Here is an 18,896-nt window from a genome sequence, read left to right as displayed (position 1 = left end):
TTAAGCTGAAATAGGTTGTGTAAATTTAGAAGCTAAATTTGATTGTTCGTACATTGAAGATAAATCAACACGCTGATTAACGACTTCTCCAATAATGATAATTGCTGGAGATGACAATTGTTTCTCTTTAACAATGGCTCCAATAGTACTAATGGTTCCTATACCAACTTTCTCATCTTCTCTAGTTCCATTTTGAATAACGGCAACTGCTGTATCAGCTTTACCTTCTGCTGTAAAAATGGAAACAATTTCTGATAATTTACCCATGCCCATTAAAATTACAATTGTTGCTGTTGATTGTGCAGCTAATGCAATATCTCCCGAAATCTCATGAGATTTAGTCGTACCAGTAATTACCCAAAAACTCTCAGAAGCATTACGTTTGGTTAAAGGAATACCTAGCGACGCTGGCACTGCTGCAGATGATGAAATACCCGGCACAATAGCCACTTCTATAGCATATTCCTTAGCATAATCTAACTCTTCCGCCCCACGACCAAATATAAATGGATCACCACCTTTTAGGCGGACTACATGACCAAATCGCAAAGCACGTTCAATAATTAATTGATTAATTTGACTTTGTTGATACGCATAACATCCTTTTCGTTTGCCTACAAAAATGATTTCTGCTGTTTTTGAAGCATAACCTAATAAATCAGCATTTACTAAAGCATCATATAAAATAACATCGGCTGATTGTATTGCTTTTATAGCCTTTAATGTTATTAAATCTGGATCTCCTGGTCCTGCGCCAACGACTGTTAATTTTGGATGTATCATAAAACTTTATGTTTAATAGTATTATACAGTAGCCACTGCTTTTTCTCTAAAACCTCTTACTTTCTGCAGAAACTGCGAAGCACTTTCTATATATCGTGCCGCAAAGGCTTCCGTTGGAGGAAACACTTTTATTTGATAAATTAAATCTGCAAAAGACACTTCTAAGTCTATTTTTTTAGTATCAATAAACAACGTTTCAAAATCATTGATTATACCCGCTTGCGTATTTGTTTTTATATCTTCAGAAATTAATATCGCTTTCGCGGAATTAACCATAGATCTGTACGCTTCGTAAATAGCACCAGAATACACTTTGTTATCAAAAGACTGTTTTGCTTCTTCAATTTTCTCATCACTTTCAAGAAATAATGTTGCAATTAAATCAATAACAACACCAGCACACTCTCCTACTCCAATAGCTTTAACATATGCTTCTTCCGTCCCCCAATCAATAAAATCTTCTTGTGTCAAATTATCTACATTAGACAAATCTGTTAGTAGATTGTAAAAGTATTTCTCGCCATTTTCTTTATAATATTCTGAGAACACTAACCCTTTACCATTTGCTTCATAATCATTAAGAATACGACGCAACGCTTCTGGCCCTCTTCTACTAGGTACTTTAACCACTTTATCTGCAAAACTAGCATTACCATTTCCTAAATTACCTCCACCTAAAAGGACTTGTAACGCTGGTGCAACTAATTTATCTTTTGTACGAATAGACATGCCCTGAAAACCAATATTTGCCATATTGTGTTGCCCACAAGCATTCATACAACCACTAATTTTAATGACTAAATCTTCATTTTCTAAATAACTAGGGTATTCTGTTTTAATAACACGTTCTAATTCTTCAGCAATTCCTGTACTACTTGAAATCCCTAAATTACAGGTATCTGTTCCTGGGCAAGCTGTAATATCTACTGCCTTATTATATCCAATTTCTGTAAATCCAAGTTTTTCCAACTCGGTATAGAAAAACCCCAACAACTCTGCTTTTACAAATGGAATTACAATATTTTGTCTTAAACTTAATCTAATTTCTCCTGCAGCATATTGCTCTACCAAATCTGCTAACAAACGTGCTTTATCAGTATAAAAGTCCCCTAATAAGACTTTAATTCCAATAGCAAAATACCCTTCTTGTTTTTGCGGAATAACATTAGTTGCTTTCCATAAATTAAAAGCCTCTTGTTCCTTTATATGCACCTTTGGAACTGAAACAGATACCGGAATTGAGGCTGTATAATTTGCTTCATCTATAATAACTGTTTTAAATTCTATTGCATTTTGTTCCTCTTCAACTAAAACCTTAAATGCTTCTAAACCGATATCTTTTATTAAGAATTTCAATCGCGCTTTCGCACGACTCTTACGTTCACCATAACGATCAAAAACTCTTAAAACACCTTCCATTAATGGAATAATTTTATCGGAAGCTAAGAAGTTATAAAACAAATCTGCATGTCTTGGTTGAGACCCTAATCCACCACCAAGCATCACTTTAAAGCCTTTAATCCCGTTTTCAATTTTAGCAATAAACCCTAAATCATGCATGTATGACAACCCTGTATCTTCATCCGTTCCTGAAAAAGACACTTTAAACTTACGACCCATTTCTTGGCAGATTGGATTACGTAAAAAGAATTTAAAAACAGCATCAGCATAGGGAGACACATCAAAAGGCTCGTTGCGATCTATCCCTGCTGTTTCACTAGCTGTAACATTTCTAACTGCATTACCACAAGCTTCACGCAAGGTCACGTCGTCTTTTTCTAATTCTGCCCAAAGTTCTGGAGTTCTATTTAAATCTACATAATGAATTTGAATATCTTGACGGGTAGTAATATGCAATCTACTTCTAGAATATTTATCTGAAACTGCAGCAATACGGCGCAATTGGTTACTTAATACTTTTCCGTAAGGTAGTTTTATACGAATCATTTGTACACCTTCCTGACGTTGCCCGTAAACACCACGCGCTAAACGTAAACTTCTAAATTTTTCTTCATCAATTTTTCCGTTATTAAACAGCTCAATCTTATTGGCTAATTCAATTATATCCTTTTGTACTAAAGGGTTTTCAATTTCGGTTCTAAAGCTCTGCATTTAATTATATATAATTCCTATAGACTTAATAGGGTAATGAAAATAAATTTATGTATTTAAGCGCCCTGGGTATTCAATATTTCTATTGAATAAACCCTGCTCCTACAGTATTATTAGATTTGGTATCTATGATAATAAAAGAACCATTTGTTCTATGGTCTTTAAAGGCATCATAAAACACTGGTTTGTTTAATTTAAACGTCACAGTTGCAATATCATTCATACCTAACCCTTGGATAGACTCCTCTATACCTGAATAATCTGGATTAATTTTATGGTGAATAGTATCTACTTTAGCTAGTACTTTATTAACACCATGCTGAATAACATACTTATTACCTGCTGCTAAATTTTGAGAATCCATCCAAGAAATAGTTGCCGTAAATTGTTTATCAATTGTTGGTAAATCATTAGCTTTAACAATCATGTCACCACGACTAATATTGACATCATCCTCTAGCGTAATTAATACTGATGAACGTCGTGAAGCTGTTTGCACTTTTTGATCGTAAAAATGAATCTCTTTAATTTTAGATTTAGTTTGTGATGGTAAGATTACAACATCATCACCAACACTTAACTCGCCTCCATACACTTTACCAGCATATCCTCTAAAATCATGATATTCTTCCGTTTTTGGACGAATAACATATTGCACAGGAAATCGCGGTGTCCCTGCATTAAACACATCTTTTTGATCAATTTTTTCTAAATGTTCTAACAACGTTTCACCAGAATACCAAGGTGTATTATCGGATTTATTAACAACATTATCTCCTTTTAACGCACTTACTGGAATAAATGTAATACTTTGATCTTGATAATCTCTCTTGCTCATTAAAGCTTCGAAGTCAGCTTTGATTTCGTTATATCTTTCTTCAGAAAAATCAACTAAATCCATTTTATTTATCGCCACAATTACTGTTTTTATACGCAATAGGTTATTGATAAAAAAGTGACGATTAGTTTGCTCGATCACCCCTTTTCTTGCATCTATTAAAACAATAGCTGCTTGAGATGTTGAGGCACCGGTAACCATATTTCTAGTATATTCAACATGACCAGGTGTATCTGCAATAATGTAACTTTTAGTTCCTGTCGAAAAATAAATATGTGCCACATCTATTGTAATACCTTGCTCTCTTTCTGCTACTAAACCATCCGTTGCTAAAGAAAAATCAAGATAGTCGTAACCTAGTTGTTTACTCTTCTTCTCTATAGCTTCTAACTTATCTGTAGTTAGTGATTTAGTATCGTAAAGCAATCTCCCGATTAGGGTGCTTTTACCATCATCTACACTTCCTGCTGTTGCTATTTTTAAAACGTCCATATTTTTGGGCTCTTTGTCAATTATATGTAGCGACTTGCTATTAATTAATGACCTAATTTTTAAATTTTATTATATATTCTATTTAGCGCTAATGGTTAATAACCAAAAGCATCACGCATTGTATTATTTCGAAAACATTCTAGAAATACCCCTGTTGTTTACGCTTTTCCATTGCTGCTTCAGATCTTTTATCATCGATCCTTGCGCCTCTCTCTGATATAGAAGAGTCTCTAATTTCCTGAACAACACTTGAGATATCTGAAGCTTCAGATAATACCGCTGCCGTACAACTCATATCTCCTACCGTTCTAAAACGTACAATTCTGTCTACGACTTCTTCTTCTTCATCTCTATACACAACCTCATCATCTGCTGACCAGATTAATCCGTCTCTTAAAAAAGTAGCTCTTGTATGTGCAAAATAAATAGAAGGAATCTCAATATTTTCTTTTTGAATATAAGACCACACATCTAACTCTGTCCAATTAGAAATAGGAAAAACACGTACGTTTTGTCCTAATTCAATTTGACCATTTAGCATATCAAATAATTCTGGTCTTTGATTTTTCTCATCCCATTGCCCAAAATCATCTCTAACAGAAAAAATACGTTCTTTAGCCCTTGCTTTCTCTTCATCACGACGTGCTCCACCGATACAAGCATCAAATTTAAACTCTTCAATAGCATCTAAAAGTGTGGTCGTTTGTAATTGATTTCTACTAGCGTAACGTCCCGATTCCTCCTTTACTTTTCCATCATCAATAGAGTCTTGAACGTTTCTTACAATAAGCTCTAAACCTAATTCTTTTACTAAACGGTCTCTAAATTCTATAGTTTCAGGAAAATTATGACCTGTATCTATATGCATTAATGGAAACGGAATTTTTGCTGGGTAAAATGCCTTTTGAGCCAAGCGTACTAATGTAATGGAATCTTTACCACCCGAAAATAAAAGCACTGGCTTTTCAAACTGAGCAGCGACTTCTCGCATTATGTATATGGCTTCGTTTTCTAACGGATTTATATTTGAAGTATCTATCATTTCTATCTTTTTAAGCATGTAATCCACACTCTCTATTTTCTAATTGTTTCGTTGGATCAAAGTATTTAAACTCATTAGGCAAATTGTTTTCTTCTAAATAAACATCTAACTCTTTATCTGTCCAATTATAAAATGGGCTTACTTTTATAACCCCATTTTTATCCTGAGACACAATATCTATACTATCTCTAAAAGTGGTTTGACCTTTTCGTAAATTAGTAAACCAGAAGTCTGGCTTATGCTCTGTCATGGCACGTTTAAAAGGCTCCAATTTTACTTGCTCTGTAAACACAGCGTGCTTTGGATCTTCAATACTTGGCACTCCTAAAACAACATCACGATGCGCTGTAGTTTGTTTTGGAACATATAATTTAACATTAAGATCTAATATTTTAATCACCTCTTCTGCATGTTTATATGTATTTGGCGTATTATAACCTGTATCGCACCATATGACTTTTATGTCCTTTTTAGTTGCACTTGTTATCTTTAAAATAGCAGCTTCGTAAGGCCTAAAATTAGTGGTTACCACAGGTGATTCTGCTACACTAATGGCCCACTCCACAATCTCTTGAGGTGTTTTACCTACTAATTCTTTATTAATTTCATCTAAATCTAAGCTCATTATTTTCCCCATTTAATTTTTTCCCAAGCACGTTCATGAAAGAAGTATAATACCATTTTAGATACTAATTCTATTCCTCCAATCGAAAAAGCTAAAGCCATTGTACCAGTAATTACATAAGAGATTGCGACAGTCGTTATAGTACCAACTGCTCTCCAACTTATCGTTTTTACTAAACTCCTTTTAATATTTTCTGAAGTTGAAACTTCTTCTCTCTCCAACCTTACTTGCGAATTTATCACGTTTCCCATATCAGTATTTTACTTTTATTTCCATTACCCTATAGACTTAGTAGGGTAATGATGCAAATCTATAGAATTATATGTTATAAATCAATAAGAATAATAAAAAAATAAAAAGTTATTACTGAGAATCTGTTAATTACATAAATCCGAAAGTGTCGTGTTTCTAAAAATCTCTAAAGTACTGTCACGTACTTTAAGCATAATTTTATTGACTGCACAAACCTCTTCCTCTGGACAATCTTGGCATTTCTCATAGAAGTTTAAACTTACGCAAGGCACCATAGCTATTGGACCTTCCAAGACTCTCATAACTTCCGTCATCGGAATAGCTTTTGGGTCTTTTAATAGGTAATACCCACCACCTTTACCTTTCTTAGACCCTAAAAAACCACTTTTACGAAGCGATAACAAAATGGTTTCTAAAAATTTTAAAGAAATATTTTCACTTTCAGAAATAGTAGCAATTCTAACAGGCACATGTGTCTCTTGTTTTGCAAGAAAAGTAAGTGCCTTAATTCCGTATTTTGTTTTTTTAGAAAGCATATTACAAAAGTAAGCGTTTTTTATTACTAAAAAATGGCTTCAGCAATCGCTTTTATATTATCACTTTTTCCCATAGAATAATAATGCAACAAAGGGATCCCCGATTTTTCAAGTTCTAGAGACTGTTGTATGCACCATTCGACACCAACTTGCCTGACTTCTGCATTCGTTTTACACTTAATAATAGCCTTAATTAAAGCTTCAGGTAAATCCACATGAAAACGATGCGGAATAATATTTAGTTGTTTCCTTGTAGAAATAGGTTTTAAACCCGGAATAATAGGCACTGTAATACCTTCTGCCCTGCACTTATCAACAAACTGAAAATACTTCTCGTTATCAAAAAACATTTGTGTCACGACATATTCGGCCCCATTTTTAATCTTCTTTTTCAAAAAATGAATATCACTATCTAAACTTGGTGCTTCCATATGTTTTTCGGGATAGGCACCTACACCAATACAAAAATCTGTAGCGCTACAATTAAGCAAACCCTCATCTAAATACTTAGCATGATTAAGTTGTGAAACCTGCTTAACCAAGTCACTAGCAAAAGCATTCCCGTCTTTTTCTGGTGTAAAATAAGTTTCTGTTTTCACAGCATCTCCACGCAAAGCCATGACATTCTCAATGTTTAGAAAATCTAAATCGATTAAAAAATTCTCTGTATCTTCCTTACTAAAACCACCACACAAAATATGCGGAATCGCATCCACATTATATTTATTCTGAATTGCAGCACAAATACCGACTGTCCCAGGACGCTTTTTTACCACGTGTTTTTTAAGTAAACCGTCACCCAAATCCTTATAAACGTACTCCTCCCGATGATAAGTGACATCAATAAATGGAGGTTTAAACTCCATTAACGGATCAATATTATCAAAAACCGACTGTATATGTTGCCCTTTTAATGGCGGTAAAATCTCGAAAGAAAATTGTGTTTTCCCTTCTCCCTTTGTGATGTGTTCTGTTACTTTCATGTATCTCCCCGTGACAATGGGTGTTTTATTAAATTATTATATATTTTCTGGTCGTTACCTTTTACTCATACCTGCCAGGTTTTAAAAACCTGGCAGGATCCCAAAATGTCAGGCTTTCGGCTAAATCTTTTTTTGCCATATATGGCAGCAAAAAAAGGATACCACCTCAACTACAAAGTAATCACGAGTTCTTATTTAATAAAATAAGAATGAACGAGTAACCCCTAACGCACTTATCAACCATTTTTCAGCCTTACAAACCTGTATTTCTTATCTATTAAGAGCCTGCTGCTTTCTCTAGGAGTTTAATCTGTTAAATTAGGATGTAACCATTTTCTAGCTTTCTCTAATGTGATGTTTTTTCTTAGCGCAAAATCTTTGACCTGATCGTCTGTAATCTTACCTAAACCAAAATATTTTGCTTCTTCATTTGCAAAATAATATCCAGAAACCGCAGCTCCAGGCCACATGGCTAAACTTTCGGTAAGTGTTACGCCTATTTGCTCTTCCACTTTTAATAAATCCCAAATGGTTTCTTTTTCTAAATGATCTGGACATGCTGGGTATCCAGGTGCTGGACGAATACCTTTATAACTCTCTTTAATTAAATCGTCGTTAGATAAATTTTCATCAGCGCCATATCCCCAATGTTTTATTCTTACTTGTTTATGTAAATACTCAGCTAAGCCTTCAGCAAATCTATCAGCAATAGCTTGTACCATAATAGCATTATAGTCATCTTCCTTATCCTTATATTTTTTAGCCAACTCATCAGCACCAAAAATAGCCGTACAAAAAGCCCCCATATAATCGGTCCTTCCTGTGGCTTTAGGCGCAATAAAATCTGACAATGCAAAACTTGGTTTTCCTGCTCGTTTTTTTAATTGCTGACGCAACGTTCTAAAAACAGCTATTTCTTCTCCTTTTTTCTGAATAGAGATATCATCGTCATTTATAGTATTCGCTTCAAACAAACCAAAAATGGCTTTCGGTTTTAATAATTGCTTGTTTATAATTTCTTTTAAAATAATCTGCGCATCTTCAAATAAAATAGTGGCCTGTTCACCAACTACTTCATCGGTTAAAATATTTGGATACTTGCTGTGTAAATCCCAGCTTCTAAAAAACGGACTCCAATCTATAAATGGTAAAATTTCTTTTAAACTAACCTGTGTTAAGGTTTGCACACCTAATTCTTTGGGTTTTATAATATTGCTAGCTTCCCAATCAATTTTAAACCTCTCTTCCCTTGCTTTTTCAATACTGATGTATGACTTCTCTTTACCTCGTTTTAAAAACTTGGTTCTAAACTCGTCATAATCCTTTTTAAGTGTAGCAACGTACAGATTACTCGTTTTCGGATTTAATAAATCACTAACCACAGTTACAGCTCTGGAGGCATCATTAACGTGTACAACTGCATTTTTATATTGTGTATCAATCTTTACTGCAGTATGTGCTTTAGACGTTGTTGCACCACCAATTAATAACGGAACAACAAAATTTTGACGTTCCATTTCTTTAGCTAAATACACCATTTCGTCTAAGGATGGCGTTATTAAACCGCTTAATCCAATAACATCTACATTTTCTTCTATAGCAGCTGCTATAATTTTCTCTGGAGATACCATGACACCTAAGTCTACAATCTCATAATTATTACAACCCAAAACAACACTCACTATATTTTTACCAATATCGTGCACATCTCCTTTTACGGTTGCCATTAACACTTTACCTAAAGCTTTTTGTTTTTCGCCTTTTTCGGCTTCAATAAATGGATTTAAATAGGATACTGCTTTTTTCATGACACGAGCAGATTTAACTACTTGTGGCAAGAACATTTTTCCTGCTCCAAATAAATCTCCAACCACATTCATTCCAACCATTAAGTTACCTTCAATAACTTCAATAGGTTTATCGGCTTGCTGTCTCGCTGTTTCTACATCTTCAATAATAAAAGCATCAATACCTTTAACCAATGCATGCGTAATTCTATCTTGTAAAGAATTTTCTCTCCAAGATAAATCGGCCACCTTCTCTTTTTTAGATCCTTTCACTGAATCTGCAAAATCAAGTAAACGTTCTGTAGCATCTTCACGTCTATCTAAAATAACATCTTCTACACGCTCTAATAAATCTTTTGGAATATCATCGTAAATCTCTAACAAGGCTGGATTTACAATTCCCATGTTCATACCCGCTTGAATGGCATAGTATAAAAACACCGAGTGCATAGCTTCTCGCACACCATCATTTCCTCTAAAAGAAAAAGAGACATTACTTACACCACCACTAACACTTGCATTGGTTAAGTTTTGTCTCACCCAACGTGTTGCTTCGATAAAATCGATTGCATTTCTCCGGTGCTCATCCATTCCCGTTGCTACAGGAAATATATTTAGATCGAAAATAATATCTTCCGATGGAAAACCCACTTTGTTAACTAACACATCGTAAGACCGTTGTGCTATTTCTATTCTTCTGTCGTAATTATCTGCTTGACCAACTTCATCAAAAGCCATGACAATAACAGCTGCGCCATAACGCTTAATTTGTTTGGCTTCCCAAATAAATTTTTCTTCTCCTTCTTTTAACGAAATCGAATTAACAACACATTTACCTTGCACCACTTGTAATCCAGCCTCAATGATTTCCCATTTAGAACTGTCTATCATAATTGGCACACGACAAATATCTGGCTCAGCAGCAATTAAATTTAAAAAACGAACCATGGATTTTACACCATCAATTAAACCATCGTCCATATTAATGTCGATAATTTGGGCGCCTCCATCAACTTGATGCCTTGCAACATCCAGAGCTTCATCAAACTCTTCGTTTTTAATTAAACGTAAAAACTTACGAGAACCTGCCACATTTGTACGCTCTCCAACATTTATAAAATTGCTGTTTTCGTTTAAAACCAAAGGTTCTAAACCAGACAATTTCATGTATTTCGTTTGTTTTATTTTCATTATTTATAATGTTCTACTGTTGGAAAAGGCTCATAAAAGTGATGTAATAATGCTTTCCATTGTTTGTATTCTTCCGACTGTCTAAATCCGATTTCATGATCTTCAATCGTTTCCCAGTTCACTAATAATATGTACTTATCGTCTTCTTCAACACACTTTTTTAATTGATGCGAGATATACCCTTTTATTGAAGAAATAATATCTTGAGCAACCTCAAATGTTTGTTCAAATTCTTGAGACAATCCTTCTTTTATATTTAAAATAGCGACTTCTAAAATCATATTTAAACTTCATTTGATTCTGAAACAAGTTCAGAATGACGACGCGGCGTATATTTTGCTGCAATAGAAGCTATCACTTTAATATGTTCTGGACTTGTACCACAACAACCTCCAATAATATTTATTAAATCCTTTTTTAAATATTCTTCTATTTGCTCTCCCATTTCTTCGGGAGTCTCATCGTATTCCCCAAAAGCATTTGGCAAGCCCGCATTTGGATGTGCAGAAATAGCAAAATCGGTTTTACTAGCAATCGCTTCTAAATGTGGTTGTAATAAATTAGCGCCTAAAGCACAATTAAAACCAACAGACAACAATGGAATATGTGATACCGAAATTAAAAAAGCCTCTGCTGTTTGACCTGATAACGTGCGCCCAGAAGCATCTGTAATCGTACCACTTAACATAATAGGAATATCAATACTCCTTTCGTCTTTAACTTCTTCAATAGCAAACAAAGCTGCTTTAGCATTTAAAGTATCGAAAACTGTTTCTACTAAAAGTAAATCTGCACCACCATCTATTAATGCTTCTACTTGTTGTTTGTAAGCAACACGTAAATCGTTAAAAGTAACCGCCCTGTAACCAGGATCGTTTACATCTGGAGACATGCTAGCCGTACGATTTGTAGGTCCAATTGAACCTGCCACAAAGCGTGGTTTATGCGGTTCTTTTGCCGTAAACTCATCCGCCACTTCTTTAGCTATTTTAGCCGATTGGTAATTTAGCTCGTACACCAAATCTTCCATTTGGTAATCTGCCATAGCAATAGTGGTCCCTGAAAATGTATTGGTTTCTATAATATCTGCACCAGCTTCAAAATATTTACCATGAATGGTTTTTATAGCTTCTGGCTGTGTAATAGATAACAAATCGTTATTTCCTTGTAATGGAGACGCATAATCTTTAAAACGTTCTCCTCTAAAATCCTCTTCAGAAAATTTATAAGCTTGTAACATGGTACCCATAGCACCATCTAACACTAAAATTCGTTTTTGTAATTCTTCTTTAATATTTGCCATCCTTAATACTACATTTCAACTACACCTAAGAAAACCTTAAGTATTATTATTTGTTCTCGATACTATTTTATTCCTTCGTCATAAAATCTCTCGAACTGACGTTAATTATTTACTCTTGTCTTTTACTTCAATTATATAATGGATTCCTGCCTGAGCAGGAATGACAAATCGATGTAAACCTTTTATTAGTTTAAAGGTAAGACTCTACATTCTCCCAAGGTCCTCCGTTAATAACATCTATGCCGCTTGCTTCTAAAAGTTCTTTTGCTCTTTCGCTTCTAGCACCACTTCTACAACATGTTATTATTGGTTTTTCAAGTGCTTTTAATTGGTCTATTTCATATTCCAACTCATCTAAAACAATATGTAATGAATTCTCTACATGACCTTCATTATACTCGCCTTCTGTTCTTACATCTAATATTACAGCACCTTTATCTAGATACTCTTGAATGTTTTTAAATTCTGGATGATTACTCATAATCTGTGTTTTATATTTTATAGCGCTAACGCTTGATTTAAATCTTTTATAATATCTTCTGAATGCTCCAATCCTACCGAAACACGTACTAAACCACCAGTAATTCCTGTTAGTAGTCTTTCCTCTTCTGTTAACTTTGCATGCGTTGTTGATGCAGGATGTGTGACAATACTTTTAGTATCACCAAGATTTGCAGACAAGGACAATAATTTTATATTATTTAAAAATTGTCGTCCTGCTTCAATGCCTCCTTTAACTTCAAAAGCAACAATATTACCACCTGCTTTCATTTGTTTTTTAGCCAACTCATGCTGTGGATGTGATTTTAAAAAAGGATATTTCACGACATTTACTTTATCATGACCTTCTAAAAAGGTCGCTACTTTTAGAGCGTTTTCACAATGTCTATCCAATCTTACCGCTAAAGTCTCTAAACTTTTAGACAATACCCAAGCATTAAAAGGTGATAATGCTGGACCTGTGTTTCTTGAAAACAAGTAGACCTTTTTAATTAAATCGGCACGACCAACAGTAACACCTCCAAGCACACGACCTTGCCCATCTATTAATTTTGTTGCCGAATGGATTACCAAATCCGCGCCAAATTGTATCGGTTGCTGCAAATAAGGAGTCGCAAAACAATTATCTATAATTAAAATAAGATTATGTTTTTTCGCAAGGCGTCCCAAAGCTTCTAAGTCCAAAATATCTACCGCAGGATTTGTTGGGCTTTCTGCATAAATTACTTTTGTACTTGGCAGAATTAGACTTTCTATTTTATCAATAGCATCGATTTTAAAATAGCTTGTAGAAATATTCCACTTTGGTAAAATATTTTTAAACATGGTTTGCGTAGAACCAAACACACTATTACATGAAATAATATGATCTCCAGCATTTAATAAAGCGGCTAATGTTGAAAATATAGCAGACATACCCGAAGCAAAAGAATAACCACTTTCAGCACCTTCCATTTTACAGATTTTATCTATAAACTCCGACGTATTCGGGTTTGAATAACGACTGTAAATATTACGGTCTTTCTCGTCTGCAAAAGAGGCTCGCATATCTTCGGCATCTTCAAAAACATAACTTGATGTTAAATACAACGGACTAGAATGTTCTAAATATTGTGAACGTTCTATTTGTGTTCTTATGGCTTGGGTTTCGAAATTATTAGAATCCATTAATTTGTTTTTAAAATCAGTTATTAAAGCACTTCGACTGCGCTCAGCGTGACATTTATTTAATTATTCTTTTCTGTTAGTCTTAATATATCTCCAAAAACACCTCTTGCTGTTACTGATGCTCCTGCTCCTGCGCCTTGAATAACAATGGGTTTTTCACCATAACTTTCTGTATAAATTTCAAAAATAGAATCGGCACCTTGTAACGCTCCTAAAGGTGATTGACTAGGTACAGACTCTAGTTTCACATCTAATTGAGCACCGTTTTCTTGTGATAAATCACCGTGTAAATCACCAATATATCTTAATACATGACCTTCTTTTTGTGCTTCTTTTTTCGTCTGAAAAACAGCATTCATCTCATCTAAAGATTCTAAAAAATTAGCCGTTTCAATTTCTCTAAGTGGTTTTGGAATTAGGTTTTCGATAGTAACATCGCTAAGCTCATTATGTAAATCTAGTTCTCTCGCCAAGATTAATAGTTTTCTTGCAACATCGTTCCCACTTAAATCCTCTCTTGGATTTGGTTCTGTAAAACCTTTATCTAAAGCTTGTTGTAATACTGTTGCAAACGAGGTGTCTTCCGAAGAAAACGTATTAAACAAATAACTTAGCGATCCAGAAAACACGCCACGAATACGCACAATATTTTCGCCAGAAAGATGTAATAATTTAATTGTATCAATTAATGGTAAACCCGCACCTACATTAGTTTCGTATAAATAACTTTTTTGGTGTTTTTCTAAAGTATTACGCAATTGGTTATAAAACTCTAAATCGATAGTATTTGCTATTTTATTAGACGATACTAAATCGAAACCTTGCTCCACCAACTTAATATAATTGGATACAAAGTCTAAACTTGACGTGTTATCTATAGCTATTAAATTCTCTAAATGATTCTTTTTTGCAAATTGAAAAACATCTTCAATCTTATAGCTTTCACCATTTGCTTCTAGTGTGTTTTTCCAATTTTTATCGATGCCGTTTTTACTGAAAAGCGCTTTTCTAGAATTGGCTATCGCAAAAATATTAAGCTTAATGCCTTTTCTTTTTTCAATATCTTCAGCTGAAGCAATAATTTGATTAACCAATGCGCTACCGACTAAACCATGACCAAAAATGGCTAAATTTATCTTTTTAGAAATTCCGAAGATCTCTCCATGAATAACATTCAAAGCTTTATGAAGTTCTTTTTTTCTAACTACTATACTCACATTTTCGCCAGTAATGGTATTATTAAAAAGAATAGGGATAATTTGATTTTTTATTAAAGCATTAAACGGTTTATGAAACGTGCTTAACTCTTGACCAATAATTGAAATGACAGACACATCGTCTATAACACTAATTTTATTAATGTCTTGCGAGTAAAAATCGTTTTCAAACTCTTGTTCTAAAACAATAACGGCTCTATTTGCATGTTCAGCTTCAATAACCAAACCAATACCACGCTCTGAAGAGCCTTGAGAAATAATACTAACGCTTATATTCTCTTTACTTAAAGCTGTGAAAATTCTAGCATCAACTCCAACCTTGCCCAATAAGCCACGTCCTTCGATATTTACTAATGCCACATTATCTAATACTGATAATGAGCGTATGCCTTTATCTTTATTTTGTGCTGTAATTATTGTGCCTTTATCTTCCGGATTAAACGTATTTAGAATGCGAAGCGGAATATTTTTCTCTATTAAAGGAATAATAGTTTTTGCATGTAAAATAGTCGTTCCGAAATTAGCCAACTCATTAGCTTCCGTAAAAGATAATCGCTCTATTTTTCTAGCATCTTCTACTAAATCCGGATTCGCCGTATAAATACCATTAACATGTGTGTAATTCTGTAACTCTTCAGCATCTAAATAATTAGCTAACAATGCTGCCGTATAATTACTTCCATTACGACCTAACGTTGTGGTTTTACCGTCTCTATTAGACGCTATAAAACCAGTAACAATATTAACTGTAGTGCCATTATTTTGTTTAAAATAAGCAACTACATTCTTCTTAGACAACGCATCAATTGGTTTTGCATTACCAAAGGTGTCATCTGTTTTTATTAACGTTCTAGCGTCTGCTACTTTTGCATTAATATTTTTTTCTAGTAATAATGCCGTAATTAATTTAGCTGAAATTAATTCGCCTTGTGCTAAAACCTCATCTTTAATTTTCTGACTATAATCACCTAATAATTGTACACCTGCAAACAAACTATCTAGTCTTGAAAATTCGGTTTCAAAATCTACTAAAACCGTTCCTTTTTGATCCTTTTTAAAGGCCTCCAATTCTACAGCATAAGATTGGTCTTTTACTGCTTTCTCAAGAATAGCCTCCAATTGGTCTGTTGCTTTTCCTCTTGCAGAAACAACAACAGCTATATTTTCTTCAGCTTTAACTTTATTTTCTATGATAGAAATAACACGATTTAAACCTTCGCCATTGGCTAGAGATTTGCCTCCAAATTTTAATATCTTCATTTTCTTTTCTTTTAACTTGGGCTTAAAAATGCCTTTAATTATATTTTCGAGTTGCTCGAACTCTATTAAAAAGGCATCGTGACCATGAATGGAATTAATCTCATTATAAGTCACATTTGGATGTGTTAACGCTAATTGTTTTTGCGTTTCTCGGTTTTCTTCAGCAGTAAAAAACAAATCAGAATCTACCGCAACAATTGTAATTTTAGATTGAATACCATCTAACACCTTGTTATTTGATTCTCTTCCTTTAGTCACATCAATGCTACGTAGTAATTGATTCATTAATTTATAAGCCGATAACTGAAAACGCACCTGTAACTTATTACCATGATGAAGCAACCAACTTTCGACATTAAATAAATCTAATGTTTCGTTTTTAGAACGTTGAAACCTTGATTTAAAAGACTCTGGAGTACGATAGCACAACATTGCATGCATGCGAGCGTCATGCACTGGGTTTTTAGAATTAACTAAAAACTGTTCTTGAATTTGACAATTTGCCATTAACCAATCGGTAGCTTTCCAATCCGTAGCCACAGGAATAAAATGTGTCGCCAAATTGGGTTTTAAAACTGCCATTTCCCATGCAATACCACCACCAAGAGATCCTCCAATTACGGCATACACAGAATCGATACTTAGTTTTTCTAATCCAATAAGAAACAGCTTCGCGATATCTCTTGCTATAAAATCTTTGTAGTTTTCAATTAAAAAACCATCGTATCCATTTCCAGGAATATTAAATGCTAAAACAGTATATACCCTAGTGTCAATAACTTTTCCATCGCCAACCAAATCTGCCCACCAACCATCTGTACCTGTAACATTGCTATTACCTGTTAATGCATGATTTATCAATACAATTGGAGCGGTATGTAATGCTTTACCAAAAAGCTGATAAGACAACTTTATTGTCATTGCCTTATCGCTTTGGGTAACATAATCGATACTATCTATGTATTGTAAACCTTTCATTACTTAAGATTATATTCTTTTTGTACTGAGATTTTTACTGGTGTATTATTAGATAAATTATCTCTAACGGGACATCGTGCTTCAACAATTTCTAACCATTTAACTAATGTTTCAATACTTGCAGTCGTTTCTGGCACTAGTTTTAATTCGATATTTTTAAAACCTGCTCGCTCGTTATTTGATATCCCTAAAAACTTATCTGGATTAATGTCTCCTGATACTTCAATATTCAATTTATCTATTTTAAAACCAAGCTCTTTTGCTACTAAATAACCAACAACGTTAACACAGCCAGCAAAGCCTGCAAGAATATATTCTACTGGGTTAGCGCCTTCGTCTGTACCATTTAAAGCTTCGGGTTCATCTATTACTAATTTAAACTGCCTTGCTTTTCCAACAAATTGTGTCGCAGATGTACTTACTCCTGCAACTGAAAATTTTAAATCACTCATCTTTTTTTGAATTTGAATTAAGATAACGCCTTAAGCTAAAACTGTTTTTTTAACGACTACAAAAGCGTCTTTTAAATCAGCTTTTAAATCTTCTATATTTTCGATTCCTACAGACAGTCTAATTAAGTCTTTAGTCACTCCCGTTAATTGTTGCGCTTCATCACTTAATTGTTGATGCGTTGTACTTGCCGGATGAATAATCAAAGATTTTGTATCTCCAATATTGGCTAATAGCGAGAATAGTTTTGTAGTATCTGCTATTTTTTTAGCCGATTCAAAACCGCCATCAACACCAAAAGTAACCACACCACTTTGTCCTTTTGGCAAGTACTTTTTAGCTAAACTATTATATTTGCTAGTCTGTAATCCTGGATAATTCACCCAAGTTACTTCTGGTTGTTCTTGTAACCATTTTGCTAGTTCTAAAGCATTTTGAGAGTGCTTTAAAATTCTTAATTCCAATGTTTCCAATCCTTGAATGATTTGAAAAGCGTTAAACGGACTTAATGCGCCACCGTAATCTCTTAAACCTTCAATTCTAACTTTAGCAATAAATGCAGCTGCACCAATAGCTTCGCTATACACTAAACCATGGTAACCAGCAGATGGCTCTGTAAACTCCGGGAATTTCCCATTAGTCCAATCAAATGTTCCTGCATCTATAATGATACCACCAAGCGATGTTCCATTACCATTAATATATTTGGTTAAAGAATGAATGACAATGTTTGCTCCATGTGCAATTGGGTTTAATAAATAAGGCGTTGCCACTGTATTATCTACAATTAATGGCACTTTTACAGTTTTTGCTTCTTTAGAAATAGCTTCTAAATCTAACACGTCCAATTTGGGATTCCCTAAAGACTCTACAAAAATTGCTCTTGTATTTTCTTGTGCTGCTTTGCCAAAATTTTCTGGATCTGAAGGATCTACAAACGTTGTAGTAATACCATGTCTTGGTAGTGTTACACTTAATAAATTATACGTTCCGCCATACAAACTACTGGATGCCACAATATGGTCGCCTGCTTTTAACAAGGTTAATAATGTTGTAGAAATTGCTGCTGTACCAGACGCAGTTGCAACTGCCGCAATACCACCTTCTAGTGCTGCGATACGTTGTTCTAAAATATCGTTTGTTGGGTTGTTTAAACGTGTGTAAATAAAGCCTGGAACAGAGAGATTAAATCGTCCTGCAGCATCATCTGAATCGTCAAACACATAAGAGGTTGTTTGATAAATAGGAACCGCTCTAGTTCCTCCTGTTTTACTTGTGTCGTGTCCTGCGTGCAACGCTTGTGTTGCAAATTTTTGTGTACTCATTTTTCTAGTTTTTGAGTTAATAAATTAAACCAAAAGTCAAATAAGCCTCGTTAG

16 protein-coding genes are annotated in these 18,896 nt (G+C 34.2%); all 16 read right to left on the bottom strand.

Going from position 1 to position 18,896, the window contains the following annotated elements:
* The 16 genes from cobA to H0I26_RS06030 all read right to left on the bottom strand — a co-directional run bounded on the left by cobA (position 1) and on the right by H0I26_RS06030 (position 18,842).
* Positions 1-783 carry a uroporphyrinogen-III C-methyltransferase gene (gene cobA, locus H0I26_RS06105; RefSeq protein WP_218701463.1) on the bottom strand — a complete coding sequence of 261 codons (783 nt, stop codon included), beginning with the start codon at positions 781-783 and terminating at the stop codon, positions 1-3.
* 21 nt (positions 784-804) lie between these two features.
* Positions 805-2,895: a HEPN domain-containing protein gene (locus H0I26_RS06100; RefSeq protein ID WP_218701462.1), complete on the bottom strand. Its 2,091-nt coding sequence runs from the start codon at positions 2,893-2,895 to the stop codon at positions 805-807.
* A gap of 82 nt (positions 2,896-2,977) precedes the next feature.
* The gene (locus H0I26_RS06095) at positions 2,978-4,225 is read right to left on the bottom strand and encodes a sulfate adenylyltransferase subunit 1 (protein ID WP_218701461.1); all 1,248 of its coding nucleotides are present in this window, start codon (positions 4,223-4,225) and stop codon (positions 2,978-2,980) included.
* A gap of 139 nt (positions 4,226-4,364) precedes the next feature.
* Positions 4,365-5,267 (bottom strand): sulfate adenylyltransferase subunit CysD, encoded by a 903-nt coding sequence (gene cysD, locus H0I26_RS06090; protein WP_218701460.1) that lies wholly within the window; start codon positions 5,265-5,267, stop codon positions 4,365-4,367.
* 10 nt (positions 5,268-5,277) lie between these two features.
* Positions 5,278-5,892 carry a phosphoadenosine phosphosulfate reductase family protein gene (locus H0I26_RS06085; RefSeq protein WP_218701459.1) on the bottom strand — a complete coding sequence of 205 codons (615 nt, stop codon included), beginning with the start codon at positions 5,890-5,892 and terminating at the stop codon, positions 5,278-5,280.
* The gene (locus H0I26_RS06080; protein WP_218701458.1) at positions 5,892-6,143 is read right to left on the bottom strand and encodes a DUF2061 domain-containing protein; all 252 of its coding nucleotides are present in this window, start codon (positions 6,141-6,143) and stop codon (positions 5,892-5,894) included. Before H0I26_RS06080 ends, H0I26_RS06085 begins: the two co-directional genes overlap by 1 nt.
* A 126-nt stretch (positions 6,144-6,269) precedes the next feature.
* On the bottom strand, positions 6,270-6,680 hold the full coding sequence (locus tag H0I26_RS06075; RefSeq protein WP_218701457.1) for an RrF2 family transcriptional regulator: 411 nt from the start codon (positions 6,678-6,680) through the stop codon (positions 6,270-6,272).
* Between the two features lie 26 nt (positions 6,681-6,706).
* Positions 6,707-7,663 carry a methylenetetrahydrofolate reductase [NAD(P)H] gene (gene metF / locus H0I26_RS06070; RefSeq protein ID WP_218701456.1) on the bottom strand — a complete coding sequence of 319 codons (957 nt, stop codon included), beginning with the start codon at positions 7,661-7,663 and terminating at the stop codon, positions 6,707-6,709.
* A 305-nt stretch (positions 7,664-7,968) separates the two neighbouring features.
* A complete protein-coding gene (metH, locus tag H0I26_RS06065) occupies positions 7,969-10,641 on the bottom strand; it encodes a methionine synthase (protein ID WP_218701455.1) in 2,673 nt (890 codons plus the stop codon).
* A complete protein-coding gene (locus tag H0I26_RS06060) occupies positions 10,641-10,922 on the bottom strand; it encodes an antibiotic biosynthesis monooxygenase family protein (RefSeq protein WP_101016895.1) in 282 nt (93 codons plus the stop codon). The genes metH and H0I26_RS06060 overlap by 1 nt, the downstream gene beginning before the upstream one ends.
* A 2-nt stretch (positions 10,923-10,924) precedes the next feature.
* The gene (locus H0I26_RS06055) at positions 10,925-11,944 is read right to left on the bottom strand and encodes a homocysteine S-methyltransferase family protein (RefSeq protein WP_218701454.1); all 1,020 of its coding nucleotides are present in this window, start codon (positions 11,942-11,944) and stop codon (positions 10,925-10,927) included.
* A gap of 190 nt (positions 11,945-12,134) precedes the next feature.
* Positions 12,135-12,425 (bottom strand): rhodanese-like domain-containing protein, encoded by a 291-nt coding sequence (locus H0I26_RS06050; protein WP_218701453.1) that lies wholly within the window; start codon positions 12,423-12,425, stop codon positions 12,135-12,137.
* 17 nt (positions 12,426-12,442) lie between these two features.
* Positions 12,443-13,612 carry a trans-sulfuration enzyme family protein gene (locus H0I26_RS06045; RefSeq protein ID WP_218701452.1) on the bottom strand — a complete coding sequence of 390 codons (1,170 nt, stop codon included), beginning with the start codon at positions 13,610-13,612 and terminating at the stop codon, positions 12,443-12,445.
* Between the two features lie 59 nt (positions 13,613-13,671).
* Positions 13,672-17,067 (bottom strand): bifunctional aspartate kinase/homoserine dehydrogenase I, encoded by a 3,396-nt coding sequence (gene thrA / locus H0I26_RS06040; RefSeq protein WP_218701451.1) that lies wholly within the window; start codon positions 17,065-17,067, stop codon positions 13,672-13,674.
* Positions 17,067-17,519, bottom strand: coding sequence for an OsmC family protein (locus H0I26_RS06035; RefSeq protein ID WP_218701450.1), 453 nt, complete (start codon positions 17,517-17,519; stop codon positions 17,067-17,069). The genes thrA and H0I26_RS06035 overlap by 1 nt, the downstream gene beginning before the upstream one ends.
* A gap of 30 nt (positions 17,520-17,549) precedes the next feature.
* Positions 17,550-18,842: an O-acetylhomoserine aminocarboxypropyltransferase/cysteine synthase family protein gene (locus tag H0I26_RS06030; RefSeq protein ID WP_218701449.1), complete on the bottom strand. Its 1,293-nt coding sequence runs from the start codon at positions 18,840-18,842 to the stop codon at positions 17,550-17,552.
* Between the last annotated feature and the right edge of the window lie 54 nt (positions 18,843-18,896).

The sequence above is a fragment of the Olleya sp. HaHaR_3_96 genome, from assembly GCF_019278545.1.
Taxonomy (GTDB): Bacteria; Bacteroidota; Bacteroidia; order Flavobacteriales; family Flavobacteriaceae; genus Olleya.
Note: the sequence above shows the minus strand (reverse complement) of the source record. Positions and strands in the feature narration are given on the sequence as shown.

Coding starts and splice junctions, on each gene's coding strand:
- H0I26_RS06085 (WP_218701459.1), bottom strand. CDS start 5,892: ATGAGCTTAGATTTAGATGAAATTAATAAAGAATTAGTAGGTAAAACA.
- H0I26_RS06035 (WP_218701450.1), bottom strand. CDS start 17,519: ATGAGTGATTTAAAATTTTCAGTTGCAGGAGTAAGTACATCTGCGACA.
- H0I26_RS06045 (WP_218701452.1), bottom strand. CDS start 13,612: ATGGATTCTAATAATTTCGAAACCCAAGCCATAAGAACACAAATAGAA.
- H0I26_RS06050 (WP_218701453.1), bottom strand. CDS start 12,425: ATGAGTAATCATCCAGAATTTAAAAACATTCAAGAGTATCTAGATAAA.
- H0I26_RS06095 (WP_218701461.1), bottom strand. CDS start 4,225: ATGGACGTTTTAAAAATAGCAACAGCAGGAAGTGTAGATGATGGTAAA.
- H0I26_RS06075 (WP_218701457.1), bottom strand. CDS start 6,680: ATGCTTTCTAAAAAAACAAAATACGGAATTAAGGCACTTACTTTTCTT.
- cobA (WP_218701463.1), bottom strand. CDS start 783: ATGATACATCCAAAATTAACAGTCGTTGGCGCAGGACCAGGAGATCCA.
- H0I26_RS06055 (WP_218701454.1), bottom strand. CDS start 11,944: ATGGCAAATATTAAAGAAGAATTACAAAAACGAATTTTAGTGTTAGAT.
- H0I26_RS06030 (WP_218701449.1), bottom strand. CDS start 18,842: ATGAGTACACAAAAATTTGCAACACAAGCGTTGCACGCAGGACACGAC.
- H0I26_RS06080 (WP_218701458.1), bottom strand. CDS start 6,143: ATGGGAAACGTGATAAATTCGCAAGTAAGGTTGGAGAGAGAAGAAGTT.
- H0I26_RS06060 (WP_101016895.1), bottom strand. CDS start 10,922: ATGATTTTAGAAGTCGCTATTTTAAATATAAAAGAAGGATTGTCTCAA.
- cysD (WP_218701460.1), bottom strand. CDS start 5,267: ATGATAGATACTTCAAATATAAATCCGTTAGAAAACGAAGCCATATAC.
- H0I26_RS06100 (WP_218701462.1), bottom strand. CDS start 2,895: ATGCAGAGCTTTAGAACCGAAATTGAAAACCCTTTAGTACAAAAGGAT.
- metH (WP_218701455.1), bottom strand. CDS start 10,641: ATGAAAATAAAACAAACGAAATACATGAAATTGTCTGGTTTAGAACCT.
- metF (WP_218701456.1), bottom strand. CDS start 7,663: ATGAAAGTAACAGAACACATCACAAAGGGAGAAGGGAAAACACAATTT.
- thrA (WP_218701451.1), bottom strand. CDS start 17,067: ATGAAAGGTTTACAATACATAGATAGTATCGATTATGTTACCCAAAGC.